This window comes from Streptomyces parvulus, assembly GCF_014648855.1.
GTDB lineage: Bacteria > Actinomycetota > Actinomycetes > Streptomycetales > Streptomycetaceae > Streptomyces > Streptomyces parvulus.
In genome coordinates this window covers 417,489-439,985 of the sequence record NZ_BMRX01000003.1, presented here as the reverse complement: position 1 = coordinate 439,985, position 22,497 = coordinate 417,489, and the positions used below count along the sequence as shown (strand labels likewise).

The window sequence follows — 22,497 nt, the reverse complement described above, 5'->3', positions numbered from 1 at the left end:
CCGTCCCGGGCGGACCTCAGCGGCCCAGGGGGCGGCGGGGGAGCGGCGAGGAGTAGACGACGCTCGTGGTGACCGAGCCCAGGGCGCTGATCCGGCCGGACACCTCCTCCAGGTGCTGCATCGAGCGGGCGGCGACCTTGATGACGAAGCAGTCGTCACCGGTGACGTGGTGCGCCTCCAGGATCTCGGGCGTGACCGCGACGAGGTCGTGGAACGGCTTGTAGTTGGCGACCGGGTAGCGCAGCCGCACGAAGGCCAGGATCGGCAGCCCCAGCCGCTCCGGGTCGACGACCGCCGCGTACCCCTGGATGATCCCGGCCTCCTCCAGCCGCCGCACCCGCTCGGTCACCGCGCTCGCGGACATCGACACGGCACGGGCCAGCTCGGCGAAGCCGGCCCGCCCGTTGCGCTGGAGAGCGTCGAGGATCAGCCAGTCGGTGGCGTCGGGTGAATGCTCGGTCATGGGAGATGAATAGCAGGGAATCCCCGGCCCTACAAGCGAACAGCCGGGGAATCTCCCTTCAGGGGGCGGGGAGGCCGACCGTAGATTCATTGCACCGCGACCACCGCCGACGAGAGGCCGGAGCATGACCGCCACCACCACCGCCACGACCGTCAACGCCGTGCTGCGCACCGCCCCCGCGCCGCCCGCCGAGGCCGCCGCGTACTTCCGGGCGAGCCTCGCCTTCCACACCGACGTCTCCGACGTCGCCGCCGCGATGAGCGCCGAGGACGGGGCCGGATTCGTCCTCCTGGACTGCCGGTCCACCGAGTCCTGGGACCAGGGCCACGTGCCCGGCGCCGTCCACCTGCCCACCGCGCGCATCCCCGGGCAGGCAGGTCAACTCCTCGACCCCGCCGTCCCGGTGGTGACCTACTGCTGGGGACCCGGCTGCGACGGCGCCACCCGCGCGGCACTCGCCCTCGCCGAACTCGGCTACCCCGTCAAGGAGATGCGCGGCGGCTTCGAGTACTGGGTGCGCGAGGGCTTCGCCTACGAGACCCGGCAGGGCACCGTACGGCCGGCCGCGGATCCCCTGACCGCCCCGGTGGACGCGGCGGACTGCGGCTGCTGACCGGCGTGTAGGTTCTGCCGCATGGTGCGATACGCGGAGCCGGGCGCGGTGGAGTGGGTCGAGTCGGGCGGCGGTCCGCTCATCGTGGTCCCGGAGACGGTCCTGCCGTTCTGGACCGGGGCCGACGGCGAGGACGCGGACTCCGACTACGACCGGGCCTGCGAGGTCGACGGCCACGTCGGACTTCTCCCGGTCGGCGACGCCACCGCCTTGGTCCTCGGCGACGAACCCGCCTCGACCGCCTATCTGCCCGAGCACGGGACCTTCGTCCGCTGGTGCGCCGCCGACTCCGAGGACGAGGTGCTGGCGGGCGTGCCCGCGGCCCTGGACACCGCCGAGTGGCAGCCCGAGGTGGCCTGGAACGTACCCGGACCGGTGCTCCTGTTCGACGCCGCCTGGCCCGGGGACGCCTCGGAGCGCGCGGGGCGCGTGCGGGTGGCTCTCGACCCGGGCCGGTACGCGGTGCGCGCGGCCGAGGCGCGTCCGGGACCGGAGACGTGGCTGGGCCTCGTGCGGCTCCGGCGGGTCGACGGGGCGTAGCGGGTCTCGCCGGGCACGCCGTGACCGTCGACGCGGTCGACCCCGGGTACGTGGCCTTCGGTTGCCCGCGCGGCGACGACTGCGACGCCGTCGCCGCGTGCCTTGCCGGCGGTCGCCGGGGCATGCCCGGCGACCCGGTCCGTCTCATCGCGTGGCCGGCCACGGACGAGGCGGCCCGGGTCACCGGGCGGGTCGTCGACTCGGAGGGCGGACCGGGCCGGTGACCGGCCGTCAGAGCCGGGACAACTCGTCCACCAGGTCGTCCAGGCCCAGCGAGCCCTGGGAGAGGGCCGCCATGTGCCACGCCTTCGGGTCGAAGGCGTCGCCGTGCCGCTCGCGGGCCTTCTCCCGGCCCAGCAGCCAGGCCCGCTCACCGAGCTTGTAGCCGATCGCCTGCCCCGGGATCGTCAGATAGCGGGTCAGCTCGCTCTCCACGAAATCGGCCGGGCGGCTGCTGTGCGCGCCGAAGAACTCCTGCGCCAGCTTCGGCGTCCAGCGCTCGCCCGCGTGGAACGGCGAGTCCGCCGGGATCTCCAGCTCCAGGTGCATGCCGATGTCCACGATGACCCGCGCGGCCCGCATCATCTGCGCGTCCAGGTACCCGAGGCGCTGCTCGGCGTCGGTGAGGAAGCCCAGTTCGTCCATCAGCCGCTCCGCGTACAGCGCCCACCCCTCCGCGTTGGCGCTGACCATGCCCACGGACGCCTGGTAGCGGGAGAGGTCCTGCGCGACGTGCGTCCACTGGGCCAGCTGGAGGTGGTGGCCCGGAACGCCCTCGTGGTACCAGGTCGAGACCAGGTCGTACACCGGGAAGCGGGTCTGGCCCATCGTCGGCAGCCAGGTCCGGCCGGGACGGGAGAAGTCCTCCGACGGCGACGTGTAGTACGGGGCCGCCGCGCTGCCCGGCGGTGCGATCCGCGACTCCACCCGCCGCACCCGCTCGGCGAGTTCGAAGTGCGTGCCGTCCAGCTGCTCGATGGCCTGGTCCATCAGGCCCTGGAGCCAGTCGCGGACCTCGTCGACGCCCTCGATGTGCCTGCCGTGCTCGTCCAGGTGGGCCAGCGCCACCCACGGCGTCGCGGCGCCCGGGAGGATCTTCTCGGCCTCCGCCTTCATCTCGGCCAGCAGCCGGTGGTACTCCGCCCAGCCGTAGGCGTACGCCTCGTCCAGGTCCAGGTCCGTGCCGTTGTAGTAGCGCGACCAGCGGGCGTAGCGCTCCCGGCCCACGGTGTCCGGGGCGCCCTCGATCGCCGGGGCGTACACGTCGCGCATCCAGTCCCGCAGCTCGGCCACGGCGGCGGTGGCGCCCCGCGCGGCCTCGTCCAGCTCCGCGCGCAGCGCGTCCGGCCCGTCGGCGGCGAAGTCCTCGAACCAGCCGCGCCCCTCGCCGGTGTCCGCCCACTCGCCGAGCTGCTCGACGAAGGTCGCCGTCGGCCGCGGGGCGGCGTACAGCCCCCGCTCCAGCCCCAGGGCCAGCGACGCGCGGTAACCCGCGAACGCCGCCGGTACCGCGCGCAGCCGCTCGGCGACGCGGGCCCAGTCCTCGTCGGTCTGCGTCGGCGTGATGGTGAAGACCTCGCGCACCGAGTGGGCGGCCGTGCCCATGTTGCCGACCGAGCGCAGGCCCTCCTGGGCCTCGTGCACCGCCAGTTCCGCCGTGAGGCGCTCGCGCAGCAGCCGGGCGCAGCGCCGCTCCACGTCGCTGTCCCCGCCGGGCCGGCGCTCCGCCTCGTCCAGCCGGGCGAGCGTGGTCCTGGCCAGCTCCGCCACGGCCTCCTGTCCGGCGGGCGAGAAGTCGGGCAGCAGACCGGAGCTCTCGGCGACGCCGAGATAGGTACCGGTGACCGGGTCGAGGGCGATGAGGTCGTCGACGTAGGCGTCGGCGACCTCGCGGGGCAGCGGGCTCTTGGTCTCTGACATGCGGACATCCTCATACGGATACCGGTGCCGCGTCAGCCCGCTGGGCGGGGCCCGACGGCGCGCGCGGCCGGATTTCGCTCAGGGCGTGGCCGGCGGCGACGGCGGCAGCAGCGGGCCGCAGTCCCACTGCTGGAAGATCAGCCGTGTCTCGACCCGGGCCACCTCGGGCCGCGAGGTGAACCCGTCGAGGACCAGTCGCTGGAGATCCGCCATGTCCGCCACCGCCACGTGGACCAGGTAGTCGTCGGGGCCGGTCAGGTGGAAGACCGTGCGCGACTCCGGCAGCGCCCTGATCCGCTCCACGAACGGGCCGACCAGCTCCCGCCGGTGCGGGCGGACCTGCACGGAGAGCAGCGCCTGGAGTCCCCGGCCCAGCCGGGCGGGGTCCAGTTCGAGCCGGTGGCCGAGGATCACCCCGGCCCGCCGCAGCCGGGTCACCCGGTCCAGGCAGGTGGACGGGGCGACGCCGACCTGGTCGGCGAGGTCGCGGTAGGTGGTCCGGGCGTCGTTCTGCAACAACCGCAGCAGATGGAGGTCCACCGGATCCAGTACGACGGAATCGGCCATGTGCCGAACGTAACACGGCCGCCCCCCGCGTTGGCCCGGTGAGTGTTCACCCTCGGGGGCATGGACTCTGCGCGCACGCCCACGTCACCCTCCGACGCCGTACGCATCACCGCCGCCACCGGCCGGGCCCTGGCCACCGAGGCCGTGCACGCCGGCCGCGACGACCTGGCCGGCCAGGGGCTGCACGCCCCGCCCATCGACCTGTCGACGACCTATCCGTCGTACGACAGCCGCGGCGAGGCCGCCCGCATCGACGCCTTCGCCGCCACCGGCGCGGAGCCCGACGGCCCGCCGGTCTACGGGCGGCTCGGCAACCCCACCGTCGCCCGCTTCGAGACGGCGCTGGCCAAGCTGGAGGGGACCGAGTCCGCGGTCGCCTTCGCCAGCGGGATGGCCGCCCTGAGCGCCGTCCTGCTGGTCCGCGGCTCGATGGGGCTGCGGCACGTCGTCGCCGTCCGGCCCCTGTACGGCTGCAGCGACCACCTGCTGACCGCCGGGCTGCTGGGGTCCGAGGTCACCTGGACCGACCCGGCGGGTGTGGCGGACGCGCTGCGCCCCGACACCGGTCTGGTGCTGGTCGAGTCACCGGCCAACCCCACGCTGGCCGAGGTCGACCTGAGGGCCGTCGCCCACGCCTGCGGATCGGTGCCGCTGCTGGTCGACAACACCTTCGCCACCCCCGTGCTCCAGCGGCCCGCCGAGCACGGGGCCCGGCTGGTGCTGCACAGCGCCACCAAGTACCTCGGCGGCCACGGCGACGTGCTCGCCGGGGTGGTCGCCTGCGACGAGGAGTTCGCCGGGCGGCTGCGGCAGGTGCGCTTCGCCACCGGCGGCGTACTGCACCCCCTCGCCGGCTACCTGCTGCTGCGCGGCCTGTCCACCCTGCCGGTGCGGGTGCGGGCCGCCTCCGCGAACGCCGCCGAACTGGTCGCGCGCCTCGCCGCCGACCCGAGGGTGGCGCGCGTTCACTACCCGCGCATCGGCGGCGCGATGGTCTCCTTCGAGGTGCACGGCGATCCGCACGAGGTCATCGGCCGTGTCCGCCTGATCACCCCGGCCGTGAGCCTCGGCAGCGTCGACACGCTCATCCAGCACCCGGCGTCCATCAGCCACCGCATCGTGGACGCCGACGACCGGCGCGGGGCCGGCGTCGGCGACCGGTTGCTGCGGCTCTCGGTGGGCCTGGAGGACGTCGACGACCTCTGGGCCGACCTGGACCGCGCGCTGGGGGAGCGGGCGCCGGGCGCGATACCGCTGCGGGAGGCGCTGTCGGGCGCCGAGTGACGGTGCGGCGGGCGTAGGCGCGCCGACGGCGCCGCGGGGTGCTCCCGGGCGCCGTCGGCCCGTCTACTCGCCGCCGATCCGCTCCCCGTGCGGCACCGGCGCGGAGGAGCCGCGGGGGGCCGGGTTCAGGCGGGCGGTGACGACCAGGGTCCCCTCCTCGATCTGGTAGTCGAGGGGGAGGCCCAGGCCGCGCATCGCGGCGACCATGCCGGTGTTGGACGCCTGGGTGACGGCGTACACGCTCTCGCAGCCCGTCTCGGCGGCCATCGCCACGAGCCGGCCGAGCAGTTCGCCGCCGATGCCCCGGCGCTGCCACGCGTCCTCGACGAGCAGCGCGACCTCCGTCTCGTCCCCGTCCCACAGCAGATGGCCGAGGCCCACGATCCGCCCCGAGGCCGTCTGCACGGCGAGGGTGCGGCCGAAGCGGGGGCTGAGCAGGTGGTTCATGTACCGGTCGGCGTCGCCGACCGGGCCGTGGTAGCGCATCCCGAGGGTGCGCGCCGAGCAGCGTTCGTGCATCGCCTTCGCCGCCGGGACGTCCCGGGTGTCGGCGCGGCGGACGATGATGTCGTGGCCCTCGGCCAGCGTCAGCGAGTCCCGGCCGCGCGGGACCCGGGGACCGAGCCGCGCGTCCAGCTCGACCAGCGCCCGGACCCGGGCGAACTCCGCCGGGGTGAACGGGAGATACGGCCGCTCCACACTGATCACCCCGCCCTCCGGGGCGCGCAGCCGCAGCACGGTGTCCTCCAGCGTGCCCTCCGGCGGCACCTCGCCCGTGGCTCCGGCGGTGGCGGGCAGCGACCGGATGGTGCAACGGCCCAGCAACTGGCGGAGCGCCAGCGGCAGTTCCGCGGCGTCGAGGGCGGTGCGGGCGGCCAGGGCCAGTACCCGGGTCGGCGCGTCGACCAGGTCGTGCGCGTCCGCGCGCTCGGTCCACGTGTCTTCACCGCCGGCCTCCGACACGACCCCGGCGAGTCCGGTCCCGGTCAGGTCGCCCGGGGCGCGGAGCAGGAACTCGTCCACCGTGCCCTCGGCCAGCGGGTGCGTCTGGAGGCTCAGGATGTCGACCCGGTGTTCGGCCAGGGCGGCGCACAGCCGGGCCAGCGAACCGGGCGCGTCCCGCACCGTGGTCCGCATCCGCCACAGGGCGCTCTCCCCGGCACCGGCCGGCCGCGCAGGCCCGGCGTCCTCCTCGCGAGGCCCGGCCCCCCGCTCCCCGGTCGGTGGCCGGGCGCCGGTATCGTCCGCGGGCGGCGCCTGGCCGTGGCGGCGTGACCAGCGGGTGTGGAAGCCCGCCGTGGCGATCAGGGCGGCCACCGAGGCCAGCAGCATCGCGGGCACCGCCGGGCCGTGTTCGACCACGCGGGCCACGGCGTCCGTCACGTCAGACATGTCTCGACTCATGCACTCACTGTGAAGGAACGGTGTTGCGTGATCACGAACGCACTGTGACCGATGGGTAAAGAAGACTTCCAGGGCATTCGGGGGAGTTGGCCGCATTACGGACGTGCGCACTCCCGGACCGCGCACCGGGGGATGACGCCGGTGCGCGGTACACCCCACAGGCTACCGGGACTACTGGCCCACACGCCCCGGCCGCAGCACCTTGGTGAACAGCACCGTGCCGTCCTGCTCGCGCAGCCGCACCGTCATCTCGGCGCTGTCGCCGTCGATGTCGACCTCGCCGAAGAACTGGTAGCCCTCCGCGGGAGAGACGTTGGACGCGGTCGGCGCCTTCACGAACACCCGCTCCGGACCGAAGGTCCCGTCCAGCGCGCTCGCCGGGAACGCCCCCGAGTTCAGCGGCCCGGACACGAACTCCCAGAACGGCTCGAAGTCGCCGAACGCCGCCCGCGAGGGCTGGTAGTGCTGCGCCGAGGTGTGGTGCACGTCGGCCGTCAGCCACACCGTGCCGGTGATCCGCCGGTGCTTGACGAACCGCAGCAGCTCGGCGATCTGCAACTCCCGCCCCAGCGGCCCGCCCGGGTCACCCTGCGCGACCGCCTCGATGTTGGGCGCGCCCTCCGTGGCGTCGGGCACCACGAGGCCGATCGGCATGTCGGCGGCGATCACCTTCCACACCGCCCGCGACCGCGCCAGCTCCCGCTTGAGCCACTCCAGTTGCTCGCGGCCGAGGATGCCCTGCGGGTCCACGCTCTGCCCGCCGGGGGAGTTGGCGTTGCGGTACGTCCGCATGTCCAGCACGAACACGTCGAGCAGCGGGCCCTGGCGCAGCACCCGGTGCACGCGGCCCTCGCGCGCCCCGGGGCGCAGGGTGGAGACGGGGAAGTACTCGCCGAACGCCCGCCGGGCCCGGGCGGCCAGCACGTCGACGCTCTTCTCGGTGTACCGGTCGTCCGTGTCCGCGATCACCTGGCCCGGGTACCAGTTGTTGCGGACCTCGTGGTCGTCCCACTGGACGACGGAGGGGACCTGGGCGTTGAAGCGCCGCAGGTTCTCGTCGAGGAGGTTGTAGCGGAAGTTGCCGCGGAACTCGGCGAGGGTCTCGGCGACCTTGGACTTCTCCTCGGTGGTGACGTTGCGCCAGGTGCGGCCGTCGGGCAGGGCGGCGGTCTCCGCGATGGGGCCGTCGGCGTAGATGGTGTCGCCGCTGCACAGGAAGAAGTCCGGGTCCAGGGCGCCCATGGCGTCGTAGATGCGGTAGCCGCCGAGGTCCGGGTTGATGCCCCAGCCCTGCCCCGCCAGGTCGCCGGACCACACGAACCGCACGCCGTCGCGCCGGCGGACCGGCGCGGTGCGGAAGGTGCCGGTCACCGGCTCGCCGGTGCGGCGCGGGTCGTCGGGGTCGGCCAGGAGCACGCGGTAGTGGATCTGCTCGCCGGGCGGCAGACCGTGCAGCCGGGTGGTGCCCGTGAAGTCGGTGCCCCCGCCCAGCAGCGGGCCGTGCCGGCGGTGCGGGCGGCGGAACGACTCGGTCGCGGACGTCTCGACGATCATCCGGGCCGGCCGGTCGGAGCGCACCCACACGAGACCGGAGTGGGAGGTCACGTCTCCCGTCTGCACGCCCCAGCCCGCTCCGGGACGCCCGGACCGGGCGAACGCCGGTGCCGTCCCGAGCGCGGTGGGCAGGGTCAGGGCCGCCGACGCGGCGAGCGAACCGCGCAGCACGCTGCGGCGGCCGGGCAACGGACGGTGTGACATGGACGCGCCTCCAAGGACTCCTGGGCAGGGACCCGGCCGGGTCCGTGGCCGGTGTGCAGAGCCAGGCCTACTGGTACGGCGCGGCGGCCACGGAAACTCCGCGTGAACAACCCTCCGCCCCGGCACCCGGGTCCTCGGCCCGCGCGGCCGCCGCCATCAACCGCACCCCCGCCCGGATCCGCGCCGGCGTCAGATGCGCGTAGCCCAGCACCAGCCGCACCCCGTGCCGCTCCGCCGCCCCACTGTCCACCCCGTGCCCGTACTCCGCCAGGGAGCGCACCGCCACACCCGCGGCCGTCACCCGGTCGAGGAAGCGCTCGGTGGGCCCGTACCGTCCGGGGAGCGTGGCGATCGCGTGCAGCCCGGCGGCGACGCCCGTGACCTCGGAGCCGGGAAAGTGCTCGGCCAGCGCGGCCACCAGGACGTCGCGCCGCTCGCGGTAGGCGCGCCCGCAGACGCGGAGCCGGCGGTCGTAGTCGCCGCGCTCGACGAACCGGGCGAAGGCCGCCTGGTCGAGCGCCGGATGCCCCAGGTCGGTGGTGCGCTTGCGTGCCACCACGTCGTCCGCCAGCCACCCGGGCACCAGCAGCCACCCCAGCCGCAGGCCCGGCGCGAGCGACTTGCTGACCGAGCCCGTGTAGGCGACCCGCTCCGGGTCGAGCCCCTGGAGCGCGCCGACGGGAGCGCGGTCGTAGCGGAAGTCGCCGTCGTAGTCGTCCTCCAGGACGAGCCCGTCCACGGACCGCGCCCAGTCCAGCAGTTCCGCGCGCCGCCGCGCCGAGTAGGCGATCCCGGTGGGGAACTGGTGGGCCGGCGTCGTCACCGCGACCCGCACGCCCGCGGCGCGCAGCGCGCCGACGTCCAGCCCCTCGGCGTCCAGGGGCACCGGCACGGTGGCCATGCCCGCCGAGGCGTACAGGTCGCGGTGCTGGGGGCTGCCGGGGTCCTCCACACCGGCGGTGCGCATCCCGCGCGCGTGCAGCACGCCCGCGAGCAGCGCCGTCGCCTGCGCCACCCCGGACACGACCACGATCCGCTCCGGGTCCGCCACCACGCCCCGGCGCCTGGCCAGCAGCCCGGCCAGCGCGCCGCGCAGCCGGGGCAGACCGCGCGGATCCGGATAGCCGAGGGCCTCGTGCGGCAGCTCCGCCAGGACCTCGCGCTGTGCGGCGGCCCACGCCGCGCGCGGGAAGAGCGACAGATCGGGCGTCCCCGGCACGAAGTCCGCGCGGTGGCCGGGGGAGCGCGGTGCGAGGTCACGCGCCGCCGGCCGGGCCGCCCGCACCGCGTCACCCACCCAGGTGCCCGCCCCGCGCCCGCTGCGCAGATACCCCTCGGCCGTCAGCTGCTCGTAGGCGTCGGTCACCAGTTTGCGCGACACCCGGAGGTCGGCCGCGAGGTCCCGGCTCGACGGCAGCCGGGTGCCCGGCGCGAGCCGCCCCGAGCGGACCGCGTCCCGCAGCGCGGCCTGGAGGGCGCGCCCCCGCGCGCGTGCCGGTGCCGAGACGGCGGGCAGCAGCAACTCCCAGGCCGACGCCATGCGATCAGTCCCCCGCGTATCAGTTCATTCCAAACGCCCCCACTTTACGAGGGGTTGGTCCCGCCGGTGCGTAAACCGTAGTGACAGACCACAGCGAGGGGGCCGGACCCGGCGGCCCCGGAATCCTCAGCGCAATCCAGGAGCGCCCGTGGACGCCAGGAACCGTTTCGAGACCAAGGTCACCTTCGCCCTCTCCCGACTCGAATGGCTGGGCTTTCTCACCGTTTCCCTCGTGCTCGCATTCCAGCACCGTGCGGAAATCCGCTGGGGCGTCTTCGCCCTGCTGTTCGCCGTGATCGACGTCGTCGGATACCTCCCCGGCGCGATCGCCCACCGGCGCAGCCCGGACCGGCGCGTGCCCAAGGGTTGCTACGTCGCCTACAACACGATGCACAGCCTGGTCACGGCCGGAATCCTGGCCGGGGCATGGGCGCTGTTCGTCCGGCCCGAGTGGGCCCTGCTCGCCCTGCCGATCCACCTCATGGGAGACCGCGCGCTCTTCGGGAACTCCCTCAAACCCTTCGGTGTCGCCTTCGAACCGGAAACCACGCCCGCGTTCGCGCAGTTCGAGCGGCGGTACCGCTCGGCGGTGGATTCCGGCGAATTCGGCACCGCGCGCACGACCGCCCACGACACGGAGGACTCCGATGCCGTCCGTGCTTGAGACCCTCGCCGCGCACAGCGACAACCCCAGTTCCTTTCTCGCGCTCAACAGCGGCAACACCTACTTCCACGACGACCGTTTCGAGGGCACCTGCGCCTATCGCACCTCGGGCCGCTACGCCCTGCAATTCGGCGGCCCCTTCACGGCCCCCGAGCACCGCGCGCGGCTCCTGGACGCCTTCGCCGCCCACACGGGGCGCCGGCTGGTCGCCGTACAACTGCAGCGCGCCGACGCCGAGCTGTACGCGGCACACGGGTTCACGGTCAACCAGCTCGGCGCCTCCTACGCCGTCGACCTCGCCCGCTTCACCCTGCGCGGCTCGCGCTTCGTCCGGCTGCGCAACAAGATCTCCCGGGCCAGGCGGGCCGGACTGGAGGTGGCCGAGGTCACGGACGGCGACGACCGGGCCGAGCTGGACCGCATCGACCAGTGCTGGCTGCGGGAGAAGGGCCGGCACGTCAAGGAGCTGAGGTTCCTGGTCGGCCAGCGGACCGGGGACCTCCAGCGCCACCGCCGCCTGTTCGTCGGCCGGATCGACGGCGAGGCGGTCGGCTACATCAACTACTCGCCGGTCTACGGCAGCCGCCCCGGCATGCTCCACGACCTCAGCCGGCGCCGCCCCGGCGCGCCGCCCGGCGTGATGGAGGCCCTCAACGCGACCGTCATGGAGCGGCTGACCGCGGACGGCGCCGGCTGGCTGCACTTCGGCTTCACACCGTTTACCGGACTCGATCCGGAGCACGAACTACCCGGCGCGAGCCGCGTGTTCACCCGATTCGCCCGCCTCCTCGCGGAGCACGGCGACGCCGTCTACCCCGCGGCCTCGCAGCTCGAGTACAAGCAGAAATGGGCCCCGCACGCGGTCCTCCCCGAGTACATCGCCTTCCGCGGCAGGCCCCGCCCCGGCGCCGTCTGGCAACTGCTGCGCGCCACCAACGCCGTGTGACCCACCCGCACCGCCCGTCCCACCGCACAGGAGGACCGCACGTTCATGAGATTCCTCGAGCGCGAACGCACCACCCTCGCCAAGCTGCTGCCCGACCTCGACCCGGCCCTGCGCGAGATCCCCCTGCTGGACCTCGAAAGGCCGGGCAGCCCGGGCATCCGGCACTTCCGGGACAGCGGCGGCCCCGGGCTGCTGGTGCCCGAGTCCCACCAGGGGCGCGGCGCCACCGCGCTGGACGCGCTGCGGGTGCAGCGGGCCATCGGCAGCCGCTCGCCCTCGCTGGCCGTCGCCACCACCATGCACCACTTCTCCATGGCCACCCTGGTCGGTCTCGGGGGCCTCGGCGACGGCCTGGAGTGGACGCTGATCGAGGGCGTGGCGGCCGGCGACCGCATCGTCGCCTCGGGCTTCGCCGAAGGACGCAGCGGCGCCGGCGTCCTGGACCCGTCGATGACGGCGACCGTCACCCCGGACGGCATCCGGATCAACGGCGTCAAACGCCCGTGCAGCCTCGCCCGCTCCATGGACGTGCTCACCGCCGGCCTCGTGATCCCGCGCGAGGACGGGCAGGGCGACGAACTCGCCGTCGCCCTCGTGCCCGCCGACAGCGAGGGCCTGAGCGTCAGCGGCTTCTGGTCCAGCACCTTCCTCGCCGGGGCCGAGAGCGAGCAGGTCACCCTCACCGACGTCCTCGTCCCGCCGGAACTCGTCCTGCGCACCGCCACCACCTCCGGGGAGCGGCTCGACGAACTCCAGACCGCCGGCCTCGTCTGGTTCCAGGTCCTGATGACGGGCAGTTACCTCGGCACCGCGAGCGCCCTGGTGGAGCGCGTGCTGCTCAACGAACGCGTCCCCGACCACGAACGCGTGCGCCTCTTCGTCGAGACCGAGGCCGCCATGGCCACCGCCGAGGGCGTCGCCCGCCGCGTCGACGCCGGCGAGCTGGACGAGTCGGCCCTCGCCCAGGCGCTGTGCGTGCGCTACGGCGTCCAGGACGCCCTCGCCCGCATCGTCCCGCGCGCCGTCGAACTGCTCGGCGGGCTCAACTTCATGACGTCCGACGAGGTGGGCCACCTGGCCGCCTCGGCCAACGGACTCTCCCTGCACCCGCCGTCCCGCTCCCGGATGACCGCACCGTTCGGCGCCTACCTGGCCGACGGCCCGCTGGCCATCGCCTGACCCGCCCTACCGGCCCACCGGTGGGCCCAGACCCGTTGGGAGAACACACCGCCATGCCCTCGCACACCCCGCGCCTCACCGTCCTGCCCGACGCCCGAGGGGCCCGCCGCGACCGCCCCACGCTGCTGCTCACCGGCGGCTCCGGAGTGCTCGGCCGCGCGCTGATCGACGAACTGGCCGCCGACTTCGACCTGCTGTGCCTGCGCCGCAACACCCCGCTGCGCGACCCGCGGGTCCGCGAACTCGAAGGCGACCTGGTCGCCCCGCGGCTGGGACTCACCCCCCTCGCCTGGCACGAACTCGCCCTCCGGGTGGACGTGGTGGTGCACTCCGCCGCCGAGACCAACTGGCGCACCCCGCCCGAGGACATCATGCGCACCAACGTGCGCGGCGCGGACAACGTCCTCGATCTCGCGGCCCGCGCCGACGCCCCGCTCTACCTCGTGAGCACCGCCTTCGTGGCCAACACCCCCTCCGACGAGGACCGCGCACGCTTCCCCGGCGCCGCCGCCTACCTGGACTCCAAGAGCCTCGCCGAGCGGATGGTCCGCGAGGCCGGGGTGCCGGGCGTCGTCGTGCGGCCCTCCGTCGTCATGGGGGACTCCGCGACCGGGCGGATCGCCGGCCAGCAGGGCCTCACCAAGACGATCGGCTCGATGATCCTCGGCCAGGTTCCGGTGCTCCCCGGCGCGCCCGACGCCCGCATCGACATGGTGCCCCAGGACTACGTCGCCCGGGCCCTGGCGGACCTCGTCCGGGGCGGAGTGGGCGGCGGCGAGTACTGGCTCACCGCGGGCAAGGAGGCCGTCGAACTGCGGGAGTTCGCCGACGTCTGCGCCGACACCGCCGTACGCCACGGCCTGCCCCGCCCCCAGCGGCCCCGGCTCATCCCCGTCGAGGCCCTGCACCGGCTGCTCCTGCCCATGCTGGAGGGCACCGCCCTGCCCGCCTCGCTCCGCCGCCGGCTGGAGCACTACGCGGAACTGCTCCTGGTCTTCCAGCGGGAACTGCCCTTCGACACGTCCTTCGGCGAACCCCACTGCGGCACCCGCCCGACCCGCGCCGGCCTGCGGTCCGCGCTGGCCCGCAACGCCGAGAGCTGGGCCGAGGACCACTCCGGCCTCCTCCGCCGGCACCGGGCCGCCGCGAACACCCCCGCGAAGGCGGCGTCATGACGATGTCACCCCCCTCCGCGCCGCCCGCCGGCCGCACCGACGTCGTCGACCTCTACCGCAGGCACATCGGATCCGGCCGCGCCGTCATGGGCCGGGTCATGGGCGGCATGGCCGAGGTCCGCTCCGAGGGAGTCTGGATCCACGCCGACGACGGCCGCCGCTTCCTGGACTTCGGCGGCTACGGCGTCTTCATCCTCGGCCACCGCCACCCCGCCGTCGTCGAGGCGGTGCACCGGCAGATCGACACCCACCCGCTGGCCAGCCGCGTCTTCCTCGAACCCGTCGCCGCCCGGGCCGCCCAGGCGCTGGCCGCCCACACCCCGCCCGGCCTCGACTACGTCCACTTCGTCAACTCGGGCGCCGAGGCCACCGAGGCCGCCCTGAAACTGGCCCGCGCCCACGGGCGCACCTCCCTGATCACCACCCGCGGCGGCTTCCACGGCAAGACCCTCGGCGCGCTCAGCGTCACCGCCAACCCCACCTACCAGACCCCGTTCCAGCCCCTGCTGCCGGACGTCACCCAGGTCGGCTACGACGACCCCGCCGACCTCGAACAGGCGCTGTCCGCCCGCCGGGACCGGGCCTGCGTCGTCGTCGAGCCGGTCCAGGGCGAGGGCGGCGTCCGCATCCCCCGCCCCGGCTACCTCCGGCAGGTGCGGGCCCTGTGCCGCACGTACGGCGCCCTCATGGTCGTCGACGAGATCCAGACCGGCATGGGACGCCTCGGCACCTGGTGGGGCGTCGACGCCGAGCAGGTCTCCCCGGACATCCTGCTGGCCGGCAAGGGGCTCAGCGGCGGTGTCGTACCGATCGCCGCCATGGCCGCCACCGAGGAGGCCTACGCCCCCTTCAGCCGCGACCCCTACCTGCACACCTCCACCTTCGGCGCCTCGCCGATCGCCTGCGCCGCCGCCCTGGCCGCCGTCCGGACCATGGAGGACGAGGACACCGTGGCCCGGGCCGCCGCGCTCGGCTCCCGCATCCTCGCGGCGGTGCGCGCCGTCTGCGCACCCCACGAGGGCGCGCTGGTCCGGGAGGTGCGCGGCCGCGGGCTGCTCATCGGCATCGAGTTCGCCGAGGAACGCGCCGTCGGCGAGACGCTCCTGGAGCTGATCGCCCGGGGCGTGCTCGTCAACCACTCCCTGAACTCCACCCGGGTGCTGCGCCTGACCCCGCCGGCCGTGGTCGACGACGCCGCGCTCGACCTGTTCCGCACCACCCTCGCCGAGGCCCTGACCAGTACGGCCGGCCGCATGGCCGGCTGACCCCCTCGTCCCTCCGGGAAGGAACCGAACCACCCATGCGCCACGTGGTCCTGCACGCCCTCGCCGACGGTCTCGCACCCGCCGAGGTCTACCGCCGCATCAGCGACTTCCGCCGCTACCCCGACTACAGCGACACCTTCCGCGAGGTGCGAGTGGAGCCGCCGCTGCCCGACGGCTCCACCGTCTCCGACTGGACCGTCGAGTTCCGGGGCGGCCTGATGCGCTGGCGCGAACGCGACACCTACGCGCCCGAGACGTACTCCCTCACCTTCGAGCAGCTCAGCGGCGACTTCCAGACCTTCGAGGGGAGCTGGCGCTGCGAGCCGCGCGACGGGGGCACGCTCGTCGTGTTCACCGCCGCCTTCGACCTCGGCATCCCCTCCCTCGCCGAGATCCTCGACCCCGTCGCCGAGTCGACGGTCCGGGACAACATCGCCCGGGTGCTGCGGGGCCTGGCGGACGCGGAGGTGATCGATGACCACGCGGCTGCGGCTCGTTCCTGACCGCGCGGCCGGGCGGTCCACGACGCCGCCCGGCGACCCCCTGGACGAGGAGCCCGGACCGGACGCCACCCGCTGCCTCGCCCTCTACGCCAAGCTGGCCGCCGGGGTGACCGTCGTGACCGCCCGCGGCCCGGACGGACCCCTCGGCATGACGGTCTCCGCCGTCACCTCGCTCTCCGCCCGCCCACCGCTGCTCCTGGCCTGCCTGCGCGACGGTTCCCGCACCCTCGCCGCCGTACGCGCCGGCCGGACCTTCGCGGTGCACCTGCTGCGCGCGGAACAGCAGGACCTGGCGGGCCGGTTCGCCTCGCCGGCCGCCACCGCCGCCGAGCGGTTCGCCGGCACCGACACCCGGCAGGTCCTGGGTGTGCCGGTGCTCGCCGGGTCCCTCGCCTGGTCGGTGTGTCTCACCGAGGACGTGCGCCGCTACGGCGACCACCACCTCGTCGTCGGCCGGGTCGCCGCCGTGCACGTGGGCGCCGGACGCCCGCTGCTCTGGCACGACCGGCGGTTCGGCACCCTCACCGACCCGGTGCCGGACGCCGCCGGATGACCGGCCGGCCCGCCGGCACGCCGTACTGGGACCCGGCGGAACTCCCGTCCCAGCCCACGCTGCACGGCGTCGTCACCGCCGACGTGGCCGTCGTCGGCGCCGGCCTCGCCGGGCTGTCCTGCGCCTACCACCTCGCGGAGCGCGCACCCGGCCTCGACATCGCCGTGGTCGACGCCGCCGGGCCGGCCGCCGGTGCCAGCGGACGGGGCACCGGCCTGCTCGGCCCGCGCGCCGGACCGCCCCTCGACCGCGCCGTGCGCCGCCACGGCCCGCACGCCGCCCGCCTCATGCACCGCGCCGGGGAGCAGGCGGTGCGCGACGTCCTCGCCCTGTGCGCGCGACTGGGCGTACCGGGCGGGCCGCGCCCCGGCGACCAGCTCATGGCCGCACGCTCACCCGCGGGCCTGACGGCACTCGCCCGCCAGGCCCGCGCCGCCCGCGAACTCGGCCTGGACATTCCGGTCCTCACCGCGGCGGACGTCCGCGCACGCGTCGGCGTGCCCTACCGGGCGGCGCTCCTGCACCGGCCCGCCGCCACCCTCGACCCGGCCGCCCTCACCGGCGCCCTCGCCCGCGCCTGCGCCGGGAAAGGGGTGCGCTTCTACGGCCGAAGCCCGCTGCTGGCCGTACGCCCGGGCGACCTGGTCGGCCCGGAACTGGTCCTCCCGCACGGCCGGCTCTACGCGGGACAGGCGGTGCTCGCCGTCAACTCCGCCGCGGCCGCCCTGGACCTGCCGGTCGGCACCGTGCTGCCGCTGGAGGTGTACGCCGTCGCCACCGAGCCGCTGAGCCGCGCGGCGTACGAGGCGCTGGGCGGGCCGGCCGGGCACGCCGTCGTGGACGCCGTACCGCTCGCCCCGTACTTCCGGCTGCTGCCGGACCGGGGCCTGGTCGCGGGCGGCGGCACCGCCACCGTCCCCGGCGGCCTCGGCGCGCCGGGCCTCCAGGCCCGGCGCGAGCGCGCCTGGGCCCGCCTGGAGGACTGGCTGCGGTCCCTGCACCCCGGCCTCGCCCGGGTCCGGGTCACCCACCGCTGGTCCGGCCGGATCGGCATGACCGGCGACGACCTGCCCGTGGTCGGACCGGTCCAGGGCCTGCCCGACGTCTGGTACATCGGCGGCTGCTGCGGACACGGCCTCGCCCTGTCCGTGGCACACGGAGCGCACGTGGCCGCCGCCCTGCTGGGCGAGCCGGCCCCCGGCGAACCCCTGCCGTGGCACCGCTCCCGGGCACCGCGCCTGCCCGTGCGCGGTCCCGGCCGGTCCCTGCTGCGCGGATACGTGGACACGCTCGGGCGTGTCGCCCGCCACGCGTGCTGACGGGCCGGTCCGAGGCGACAGCCATGTCCCGCAACCGAACGAGAGGTTCCCGATGCCCGACCCCCGCCCCGGCGCCCACGACACGCCCCCGGCGTCCCTGCCCATGGGCGCCGCCGACCTCGCCTACCACCTGGCCATGGGCGGCAGACCGCTCCCGGCCGGCTTCCTGTTCGGGTTCTCCGGCCGCGCGCCCACCCTGGACTCGGTACGTGCCCGGGTCGCCGAACGGGCCCTGCGCATCCCGGCGTTGCGCTACCGCATCGCGCGGAGCAGCCGCACTTTCACCCGGGTCGACGCGATCGACGTCGAGCGGCACGTGCACGAGGCCTGGCTGCCCGGGGACGACGACGGCTCGGGGGCCGGACGGCTCATGCTGTCCCGGCCCATGGGCGGCGACGGCCGGCCGCCCTGGGACGTGTGGCTCGTGCACGGCCCCGCGGGCGGCCACAGCCTCTGCTACCGCACCGACCACACCTTCCAGGACGGCGTGGGCGCCGCGCACACCGCCCGCGCGCTGCTCGACGACCACCCGGCGGGCGGGCCGCCCGCCTACCGCGGGCGCAGGCCCGCGCTCGGTGGTCTCGTCGGGGCACTCGGCGACGTCGCGGCCTCGTTCCGCGCCGGCGACATGCCCGCCTTCGACGTACCGGTGAGCGGCCGGACCACCCTGTGCCAGGCCGTCGTCCCCGTGGCCCGGCTGCGGGCCGTCGGCCGGGCCAACGGCGCCACGGTCAACGACGTCTTCCTCGCCGCGCTCGCCCACGCGGTGGGCACCTGGCACCACAAGAACACCGGCTCCGTCCATCCGTCGCTGCCGGTGGCGGTCCCGATGTCGGTGCGGCCCGGGGGCGAGGAGTGCGCCCCGGGCAACCGGCTCGTCGTCGCCCGGGTCCTGCTGCCCTGCGACGCGCCGTCCCCGCGGCACGCCCTGAGCCGGGTGACCGCCCGCACCGACGGCCTGCGCACCGGCCGGCAGCGCGATGCCCTGCGGCTGCTGCTCACGGCGGGCCCGCGCGGCGTCGGCGCCCGCGTCGGCACCCGGATGGTCAACGGCCGGTCCGTCGCCGGGCCGGTGAGCAGCGTGGACTTCGGCAGCGCCCTCGTCCACCAGGGCAGCACCGCCCGCCGGTCCGTCGTCTACTCCGGGCTCGGCGCCGGCATCCGCTGCCTCACCACCCTGACGAGCCAGCACGACACCGCCTGCCTCGCGGTGATCCACGACGAGGCGCTGAAGGGCGCCGACGAACTCCCTGACCTGTGGCTCGCGGCGCTGCTCGAGCTGGAGCGGCTCTAGCCGGTACGCGGTACGGCGGGGCCCCGGGCGGTGTGTGCCCGGGGCCCCGCCGTCGCCTCCGGCGGTCAGCGCCCGCCGAGCCTCCCGGTCGTGAGGAACACGCACTTCGCCGCGGCCTCGGTGAGCAGCGGCAGGTAGGGCGCGAGCCGCTGCACCAGGTACGGCAGCGTGAACGGGTCGGCGACCTCCGCGTCCCAGCCGTGCTCCGCCCACCAGGCGGGCGGATCGGCGAGCTGCCACCGCCAGGAGATCCCGGTGGCCGACAGCGCCTCCAGGAACGGCGCCACGAACGAGGAGGACGCGGTGCCGGCGTTCACGCACTCGGCGCCGAAGGCGCTGCCGGGCGCGGACAGCCCGGTCATGGTGCGCACCAGGGACTGCACCGCGGCCGGCGGGAGGTGGTAGAGGTACGTCTCGGACAGCCAGGCGGTGGGCCGGGCCGGGTCCAGCCCCGCGTCGAGCAGCTCGTCGGCCCAGGAACCGGCCGGATCGGCGCCCACGGTGGTGCGGCGCCCGCAGGACGGCGCGGCCTCGTCCAGGACGTGTTCCTTGAAGGCCAGGAGCGCCGGATCGTCGACCTCGAAGACATGCGTTCCCGTGGGCCAGTCGAGGCGGAAGGCACGGGTGTCCAGTCCGGCGCCGAGCAGCACCACCTGGCGGCAGCCGGAGCGGGCCGCGTCCACCAGGAACTCGTCGAAGAAGCGGGTGCGCACCACGGCCCAGTCGGGCAGCAGCCGTTGCAGCGGACCGTCGCCCGGAGGGCCGCCGGGGAAGCCCGCCGCCCGGACGAAGCCCGCGGCCCACGGGTCGCGGACGTAGGGCGCGGGCCGCTCGTACTCGCGGGCGTGGGCGGACGCGGTCCACAGGGCGACCCGCGAGAGCCCGTCGGGCAGCAGGGCGCCGGGCGAGGGCGGGGACAGGGGCGATTCGGGTTCCGGCATGGGAGACCTCCGTGTCGGTGGGCCGGGCTCGTTCGGTGCGGTCGGTCGGGCTCCGCCGCCGTCGCGCGCCCCGGGGGTCACGGGGAGCGGCGCCGGCCCAGCAGGACGGCGAGCGCGGCGAGGGCCAGCAGCCCGCCGGAGGGGCGGGTCGGCTGACGCCCGCCCATCGCGGACGGGGTGCGCGGCTCGTGGACGTTGAGCGCGAACTGGCGGTTGGCGATGTCGGACAGCACGCCGCGGGCCTGGTCGGGACTGGTGACGGCGGTCAGCAGCAGTTCCATGGAGTTGCGGGCGAACTGGTTGCGGCCGAGGAACTCGCGGCCCAGCGCGAGGAGGATCTTCGGCACCTCGCCCTGGAACACCTCCGGCAGCGTGATCTCCGGAGCCAGGCAGCGCACCGAGCCGTCCAGGTTGGCGAAGGACTTGCCCAGCAGCGAGACCGCCGGCGGCGAGCCGATGCCGCGCTTCGTCGCCTTCGCGAGCACCGTGGTCAGGGAGACGCCGAAGTTCATGTCCTCCAGCGCCAGATGGGAGACCTTGGGCACGAAGGCGGCCATGTCGGCGGTGAAGGCCGGCATGTTGGCCCAGGGCGTGATCCGGCCCATCTCCGCCCAGTGCCGGGCCAGTCCCGCGCCGTCGTTCTGCGCCAACGTCATGAACAGGGGCAGTAGTTGCAGGCTGGTGCGCCGGTCCAGGCGGCCCACCATGCCCCAGTCGATCAGCGTCGCGGGTCCCCCGGGCGCGGCGAAGACGTTGCCCGCGTGCGGGTCCGCGTGGAAGAACCGGTGCACGAAGTACCCGTGGTACATGAAGCGCAGCAGGTCCTTGCCGATCTCGACGCGCTCGTCGTCGGCGAAGTGCGCCCGGTCGATGTGCCGCACCGACCTGCCGTCGGCCAGCGACTGGACCAGCACCCGGGGGCCCGCGTACAGGACCCGGGGCACCTCCAGCGAACGGAAGGGCCGGACGTGCTCGCGGGCCTCGTCCATGTTGCGGGCCTCGCCGTTGAAGTCCAGCTCGGGCTCCATCGCGTCGAAGACGGAGCCGAGCATCGCCTCGATGTCGATCACCTCGTTGAAGCGGGGTGCCACGCGGGCCACGATCTTCGACGCCCGGCGCATCAGGGCCATGTCCGCCAGCACCCCTTCGCGGATGCCGGGCCGCTGGATCTTGACCACGGCCGGGCGTCCGCCGGGCAGGGTCACCCGGTAGACCTGCGCGAGGGAGGCCGCCCCGAGCGGGGCGACGGTCTCGACGTCGTCGAAGCGCAGCTTCCAGTCCGGCCCGAGATCCTGCGCGAGCACGGGTTCGAACACCGAGAAGGGCTGGACATCCACCTGGTCGTGCAGGTTCTGCAGTTCCTCGCGGATCGACTGCGGGACCATGTCCGGCCGGGTGGACAGGATCTGGCCGAGCTTCACGTAGAACGGGCCCAGGCTCTCCAGCGCGTGCCGTACGGCCTTCGCGCGGCGCAGTTCGGATCCGGCCGCGGGGTCGCCGCCGGACCCGGCGGAGGCGTCGGCGGCCTCCGCCGGGGGGCGGGCGTCCCGCCGGCCGCGTCTGCGCAGTCGCGTCGCCTGTCCGACCTCGTTGGCCACGAGGCTGCCCAGGACCTTGACCACGAGACGCAGCCGGTCACCGACGACAGACGTCATCGTGTGTGTTCCTCCTTGACGGGACGGACGGACGAGCGGGAGGACGGACAGAACGGGACGGACGAGCGCGGACGACGGGACCGGGGGTCAGCCGGACGTCGAGGACGTGCCGCCCTGGGGTGTGCCGCCCCGGGACGTGCCGCCGCCCTGCTGCCCGGTCAGGCCCTGGAGCGCCGCGAGCCCCTGCTGTCCGGCCTGGCCCGGCAGGTTGGTCAGGTTCTGCAGGCCCTGGAGCGCCTCGATGAGCTTCGGCAGCACCTGGAGGAGCTGGGTGAGCTGGGACGGCAGCGACATCAGGTCGCCCACCCCGCCCGCCGCGTGCCCGAGACCTCCGGCCAGCTGCCCCAGCCCGCCGAGGGCGCCGGCCGCCCCGCCAACCGCGGCCAGCGGGTTCGCGGCGCCGCCCAGGGCGGCCAGCGGGTTGCCGGCCCCGCTCAGCGCGGCCAGCGGGTTGCCGGCCCCGCTCAGCGCGGCGAGCGGATTCGCGGCCCCGGCGACGGCCGCGAGCGGGTTGCCCGCGCCCGCCGCACCGGTGAGGGCGGCCAGGGGGTTCTGCGCCGCCTGCGCGATGCCGCCCAGCTGGTTCACGGCGTCCGTGCCCAGCCCGGCGAGGGGATGGCCCGCACCGGCCCCGCCCGCCAGGGCCGCCAGCGGGTTCGCGGCACCCGCCAGCGCGGCCGCCGGGTTGACGGCGCCGGCCAGCGCGCCGAAGGCGTTCGCGGGCAGCCCGGCCAGGGTGTCGACCGGGTTGCCGGAGCGGCACGAGCCGGACCTCTCCGACCGGTTGAGCAGGTCGTCGAAGGCCTCCTTCCCGCTGTCGGCCATATCGCCGACGAGATCCTTGAAAATATCCTGGATGTTCCTGCTGTTGGACATGGGTGTTCTCCCTTTCCGTTTCTCCTCGATGGGTGGAA

22 protein-coding genes are annotated in these 22,497 nt (G+C 74.9%); 13 read left to right on the top strand and 9 right to left on the bottom strand.

Annotated elements, in window-relative coordinates; translation table 11 throughout:
• Positions 1-16 precede the first annotated feature (16 nt).
• Positions 17-463 carry an Lrp/AsnC family transcriptional regulator gene (locus tag IE108_RS07540; RefSeq protein ID WP_064726757.1) on the bottom strand — a complete coding sequence of 149 codons (447 nt, stop codon included), beginning with the start codon at positions 461-463 and terminating at the stop codon, positions 17-19.
• Between the two features lie 124 nt (positions 464-587).
• Between IE108_RS07540 and IE108_RS07535 the strand changes: the two genes are divergently transcribed.
• Genes IE108_RS07535 through IE108_RS07525 form a run of 3 tightly spaced genes read left to right on the top strand, consistent with a single transcriptional unit; the run spans position 588 to position 1,840 of the window.
• Entirely contained in the window at positions 588-1,076 is a 489-nt protein-coding gene (locus IE108_RS07535) for a rhodanese-like domain-containing protein (protein ID WP_064726756.1), read from the top strand.
• A 21-nt stretch (positions 1,077-1,097) separates the two neighbouring features.
• Positions 1,098-1,616 carry an immunity 21 family protein gene (locus tag IE108_RS07530; RefSeq protein WP_064726755.1) on the top strand — a complete coding sequence of 173 codons (519 nt, stop codon included), beginning with the start codon at positions 1,098-1,100 and terminating at the stop codon, positions 1,614-1,616.
• A gap of 20 nt (positions 1,617-1,636) precedes the next feature.
• Positions 1,637-1,840, top strand: coding sequence for a hypothetical protein (locus tag IE108_RS07525; protein WP_064726754.1), 204 nt, complete (start codon positions 1,637-1,639; stop codon positions 1,838-1,840).
• 7 nt (positions 1,841-1,847) lie between these two features.
• On the opposite strand, the gene IE108_RS07520 is transcribed toward IE108_RS07525, so the two are convergent.
• A complete protein-coding gene (locus IE108_RS07520) occupies positions 1,848-3,536 on the bottom strand; it encodes a DUF885 domain-containing protein (protein WP_064726753.1) in 1,689 nt (562 codons plus the stop codon).
• Positions 3,537-3,614: 78 nt separating this feature from the next.
• Positions 3,615-4,103 carry an Lrp/AsnC family transcriptional regulator gene (locus IE108_RS07515; protein WP_064726752.1) on the bottom strand — a complete coding sequence of 163 codons (489 nt, stop codon included), beginning with the start codon at positions 4,101-4,103 and terminating at the stop codon, positions 3,615-3,617.
• A 60-nt stretch (positions 4,104-4,163) separates the two neighbouring features.
• On the opposite strand from IE108_RS07515, the gene IE108_RS07510 reads away from it, so the two are divergent.
• A complete protein-coding gene (locus IE108_RS07510; RefSeq protein WP_064731660.1) occupies positions 4,164-5,387 on the top strand; it encodes a trans-sulfuration enzyme family protein in 1,224 nt (407 codons plus the stop codon).
• Between the two features lie 63 nt (positions 5,388-5,450).
• On the opposite strand, the gene IE108_RS07505 is transcribed toward IE108_RS07510, so the two are convergent.
• The 3 genes from IE108_RS07505 to pdxR all read right to left on the bottom strand — a co-directional run bounded on the left by IE108_RS07505 (position 5,451) and on the right by pdxR (position 10,089).
• Positions 5,451-6,779: a GNAT family N-acetyltransferase gene (locus tag IE108_RS07505; RefSeq protein WP_064726751.1), complete on the bottom strand. Its 1,329-nt coding sequence runs from the start codon at positions 6,777-6,779 to the stop codon at positions 5,451-5,453.
• A gap of 183 nt (positions 6,780-6,962) precedes the next feature.
• Complete coding sequence (locus tag IE108_RS07500; protein WP_064726750.1) at positions 6,963-8,549, bottom strand: alkaline phosphatase D family protein; 1,587 nt, start codon at positions 8,547-8,549, stop codon at positions 6,963-6,965.
• 67 nt (positions 8,550-8,616) lie between these two features.
• On the bottom strand, positions 8,617-10,089 hold the full coding sequence (gene pdxR / locus IE108_RS07495) for a MocR-like pyridoxine biosynthesis transcription factor PdxR (RefSeq protein ID WP_079163438.1): 1,473 nt from the start codon (positions 10,087-10,089) through the stop codon (positions 8,617-8,619).
• 148 nt (positions 10,090-10,237) lie between these two features.
• On the opposite strand from pdxR, the gene IE108_RS07490 reads away from it, so the two are divergent.
• From IE108_RS07490 to IE108_RS07450, 9 genes are read left to right on the top strand one after another with little or no spacing between them, the layout of a single operon-like run.
• Complete coding sequence (locus tag IE108_RS07490; RefSeq protein WP_064726749.1) at positions 10,238-10,753, top strand: hypothetical protein; 516 nt, start codon at positions 10,238-10,240, stop codon at positions 10,751-10,753.
• Positions 10,737-11,699 carry a bifunctional lysylphosphatidylglycerol flippase/synthetase MprF gene (locus IE108_RS07485; protein WP_064726748.1) on the top strand — a complete coding sequence of 321 codons (963 nt, stop codon included), beginning with the start codon at positions 10,737-10,739 and terminating at the stop codon, positions 11,697-11,699. The genes IE108_RS07490 and IE108_RS07485 overlap by 17 nt, the downstream gene beginning before the upstream one ends.
• Before the next feature lie 45 nt (positions 11,700-11,744).
• Positions 11,745-12,878 (top strand): acyl-CoA dehydrogenase family protein, encoded by a 1,134-nt coding sequence (locus IE108_RS07480; RefSeq protein WP_064726747.1) that lies wholly within the window; start codon positions 11,745-11,747, stop codon positions 12,876-12,878.
• Positions 12,879-12,931: 53 nt separating this feature from the next.
• Entirely contained in the window at positions 12,932-14,053 is a 1,122-nt protein-coding gene (locus IE108_RS07475; RefSeq protein ID WP_064726746.1) for an SDR family oxidoreductase, read from the top strand.
• A complete protein-coding gene (locus IE108_RS07470) occupies positions 14,050-15,318 on the top strand; it encodes an aspartate aminotransferase family protein (protein ID WP_064726745.1) in 1,269 nt (422 codons plus the stop codon). The genes IE108_RS07475 and IE108_RS07470 overlap by 4 nt, the downstream gene beginning before the upstream one ends.
• A gap of 35 nt (positions 15,319-15,353) precedes the next feature.
• Positions 15,354-15,821 (top strand): aromatase/cyclase, encoded by a 468-nt coding sequence (locus IE108_RS07465; RefSeq protein WP_064726744.1) that lies wholly within the window; start codon positions 15,354-15,356, stop codon positions 15,819-15,821.
• Complete coding sequence (locus IE108_RS07460) at positions 15,793-16,374, top strand: flavin reductase family protein (protein ID WP_079163437.1); 582 nt, start codon at positions 15,793-15,795, stop codon at positions 16,372-16,374. The genes IE108_RS07465 and IE108_RS07460 overlap by 29 nt, the downstream gene beginning before the upstream one ends.
• Positions 16,371-17,693, top strand: a complete 1,323-nt coding sequence (locus tag IE108_RS07455) for an NAD(P)/FAD-dependent oxidoreductase (RefSeq protein WP_064726743.1) — start codon at positions 16,371-16,373, stop codon at positions 17,691-17,693. Before IE108_RS07460 ends, IE108_RS07455 begins: the two co-directional genes overlap by 4 nt.
• Positions 17,694-17,745: 52 nt before the next feature.
• A complete protein-coding gene (locus tag IE108_RS07450; protein WP_064726742.1) occupies positions 17,746-18,987 on the top strand; it encodes a wax ester/triacylglycerol synthase domain-containing protein in 1,242 nt (413 codons plus the stop codon).
• A gap of 65 nt (positions 18,988-19,052) precedes the next feature.
• Here the strand turns inward: IE108_RS07450 and IE108_RS07445 are convergent, their stop codons facing one another.
• The 3 genes from IE108_RS07445 to IE108_RS07435 form a co-directional block, all read right to left on the bottom strand.
• Positions 19,053-19,928: an SAM-dependent methyltransferase gene (locus IE108_RS07445; protein ID WP_064726741.1), complete on the bottom strand. Its 876-nt coding sequence runs from the start codon at positions 19,926-19,928 to the stop codon at positions 19,053-19,055.
• A gap of 77 nt (positions 19,929-20,005) precedes the next feature.
• Positions 20,006-21,583 carry an ABC1 kinase family protein gene (locus IE108_RS07440; RefSeq protein ID WP_064726740.1) on the bottom strand — a complete coding sequence of 526 codons (1,578 nt, stop codon included), beginning with the start codon at positions 21,581-21,583 and terminating at the stop codon, positions 20,006-20,008.
• 87 nt (positions 21,584-21,670) lie between these two features.
• Positions 21,671-22,459 (bottom strand): hypothetical protein, encoded by a 789-nt coding sequence (locus tag IE108_RS07435; RefSeq protein WP_064726739.1) that lies wholly within the window; start codon positions 22,457-22,459, stop codon positions 21,671-21,673.
• Positions 22,460-22,497: the final 38 nt, after the last annotated feature.

What these genes read in the sequence shown, in the direction of transcription:
- IE108_RS07540 (WP_064726757.1), bottom strand. Translation starts at nt 463, where the DNA reads ATGACCGAGCATTCACCCGACGCCACCGACTGGCTGATCCTCGACGCT.
- IE108_RS07535 (WP_064726756.1), top strand. Translation starts at nt 588, where the DNA reads ATGACCGCCACCACCACCGCCACGACCGTCAACGCCGTGCTGCGCACC.
- IE108_RS07530 (WP_064726755.1), top strand. Translation starts at nt 1,098, where the DNA reads ATGGTGCGATACGCGGAGCCGGGCGCGGTGGAGTGGGTCGAGTCGGGC.
- IE108_RS07520 (WP_064726753.1), bottom strand. Translation starts at nt 3,536, where the DNA reads ATGTCAGAGACCAAGAGCCCGCTGCCCCGCGAGGTCGCCGACGCCTAC.
- IE108_RS07515 (WP_064726752.1), bottom strand. Translation starts at nt 4,103, where the DNA reads ATGGCCGATTCCGTCGTACTGGATCCGGTGGACCTCCATCTGCTGCGG.
- IE108_RS07510 (WP_064731660.1), top strand. Translation starts at nt 4,164, where the DNA reads ATGGACTCTGCGCGCACGCCCACGTCACCCTCCGACGCCGTACGCATC.
- IE108_RS07505 (WP_064726751.1), bottom strand. Translation starts at nt 6,779, where the DNA reads ATGTCTGACGTGACGGACGCCGTGGCCCGCGTGGTCGAACACGGCCCG.
- IE108_RS07500 (WP_064726750.1), bottom strand. Translation starts at nt 8,549, where the DNA reads ATGTCACACCGTCCGTTGCCCGGCCGCCGCAGCGTGCTGCGCGGTTCG.
- pdxR (WP_079163438.1), bottom strand. Translation starts at nt 10,089, where the DNA reads ATGGCGTCGGCCTGGGAGTTGCTGCTGCCCGCCGTCTCGGCACCGGCA.
- IE108_RS07485 (WP_064726748.1), top strand. Translation starts at nt 10,737, where the DNA reads ATGCCGTCCGTGCTTGAGACCCTCGCCGCGCACAGCGACAACCCCAGT.
- IE108_RS07480 (WP_064726747.1), top strand. Translation starts at nt 11,745, where the DNA reads ATGAGATTCCTCGAGCGCGAACGCACCACCCTCGCCAAGCTGCTGCCC.
- IE108_RS07475 (WP_064726746.1), top strand. Translation starts at nt 12,932, where the DNA reads ATGCCCTCGCACACCCCGCGCCTCACCGTCCTGCCCGACGCCCGAGGG.
- IE108_RS07470 (WP_064726745.1), top strand. Translation starts at nt 14,050, where the DNA reads ATGACGATGTCACCCCCCTCCGCGCCGCCCGCCGGCCGCACCGACGTC.
- IE108_RS07465 (WP_064726744.1), top strand. Translation starts at nt 15,354, where the DNA reads ATGCGCCACGTGGTCCTGCACGCCCTCGCCGACGGTCTCGCACCCGCC.
- IE108_RS07460 (WP_079163437.1), top strand. Translation starts at nt 15,793, where the DNA reads ATGACCACGCGGCTGCGGCTCGTTCCTGACCGCGCGGCCGGGCGGTCC.
- IE108_RS07455 (WP_064726743.1), top strand. Translation starts at nt 16,371, where the DNA reads ATGACCGGCCGGCCCGCCGGCACGCCGTACTGGGACCCGGCGGAACTC.
- IE108_RS07450 (WP_064726742.1), top strand. Translation starts at nt 17,746, where the DNA reads ATGCCCGACCCCCGCCCCGGCGCCCACGACACGCCCCCGGCGTCCCTG.
- IE108_RS07445 (WP_064726741.1), bottom strand. Translation starts at nt 19,928, where the DNA reads ATGCCGGAACCCGAATCGCCCCTGTCCCCGCCCTCGCCCGGCGCCCTG.
- IE108_RS07440 (WP_064726740.1), bottom strand. Translation starts at nt 21,583, where the DNA reads ATGACGTCTGTCGTCGGTGACCGGCTGCGTCTCGTGGTCAAGGTCCTG.
- IE108_RS07435 (WP_064726739.1), bottom strand. Translation starts at nt 22,459, where the DNA reads ATGTCCAACAGCAGGAACATCCAGGATATTTTCAAGGATCTCGTCGGC.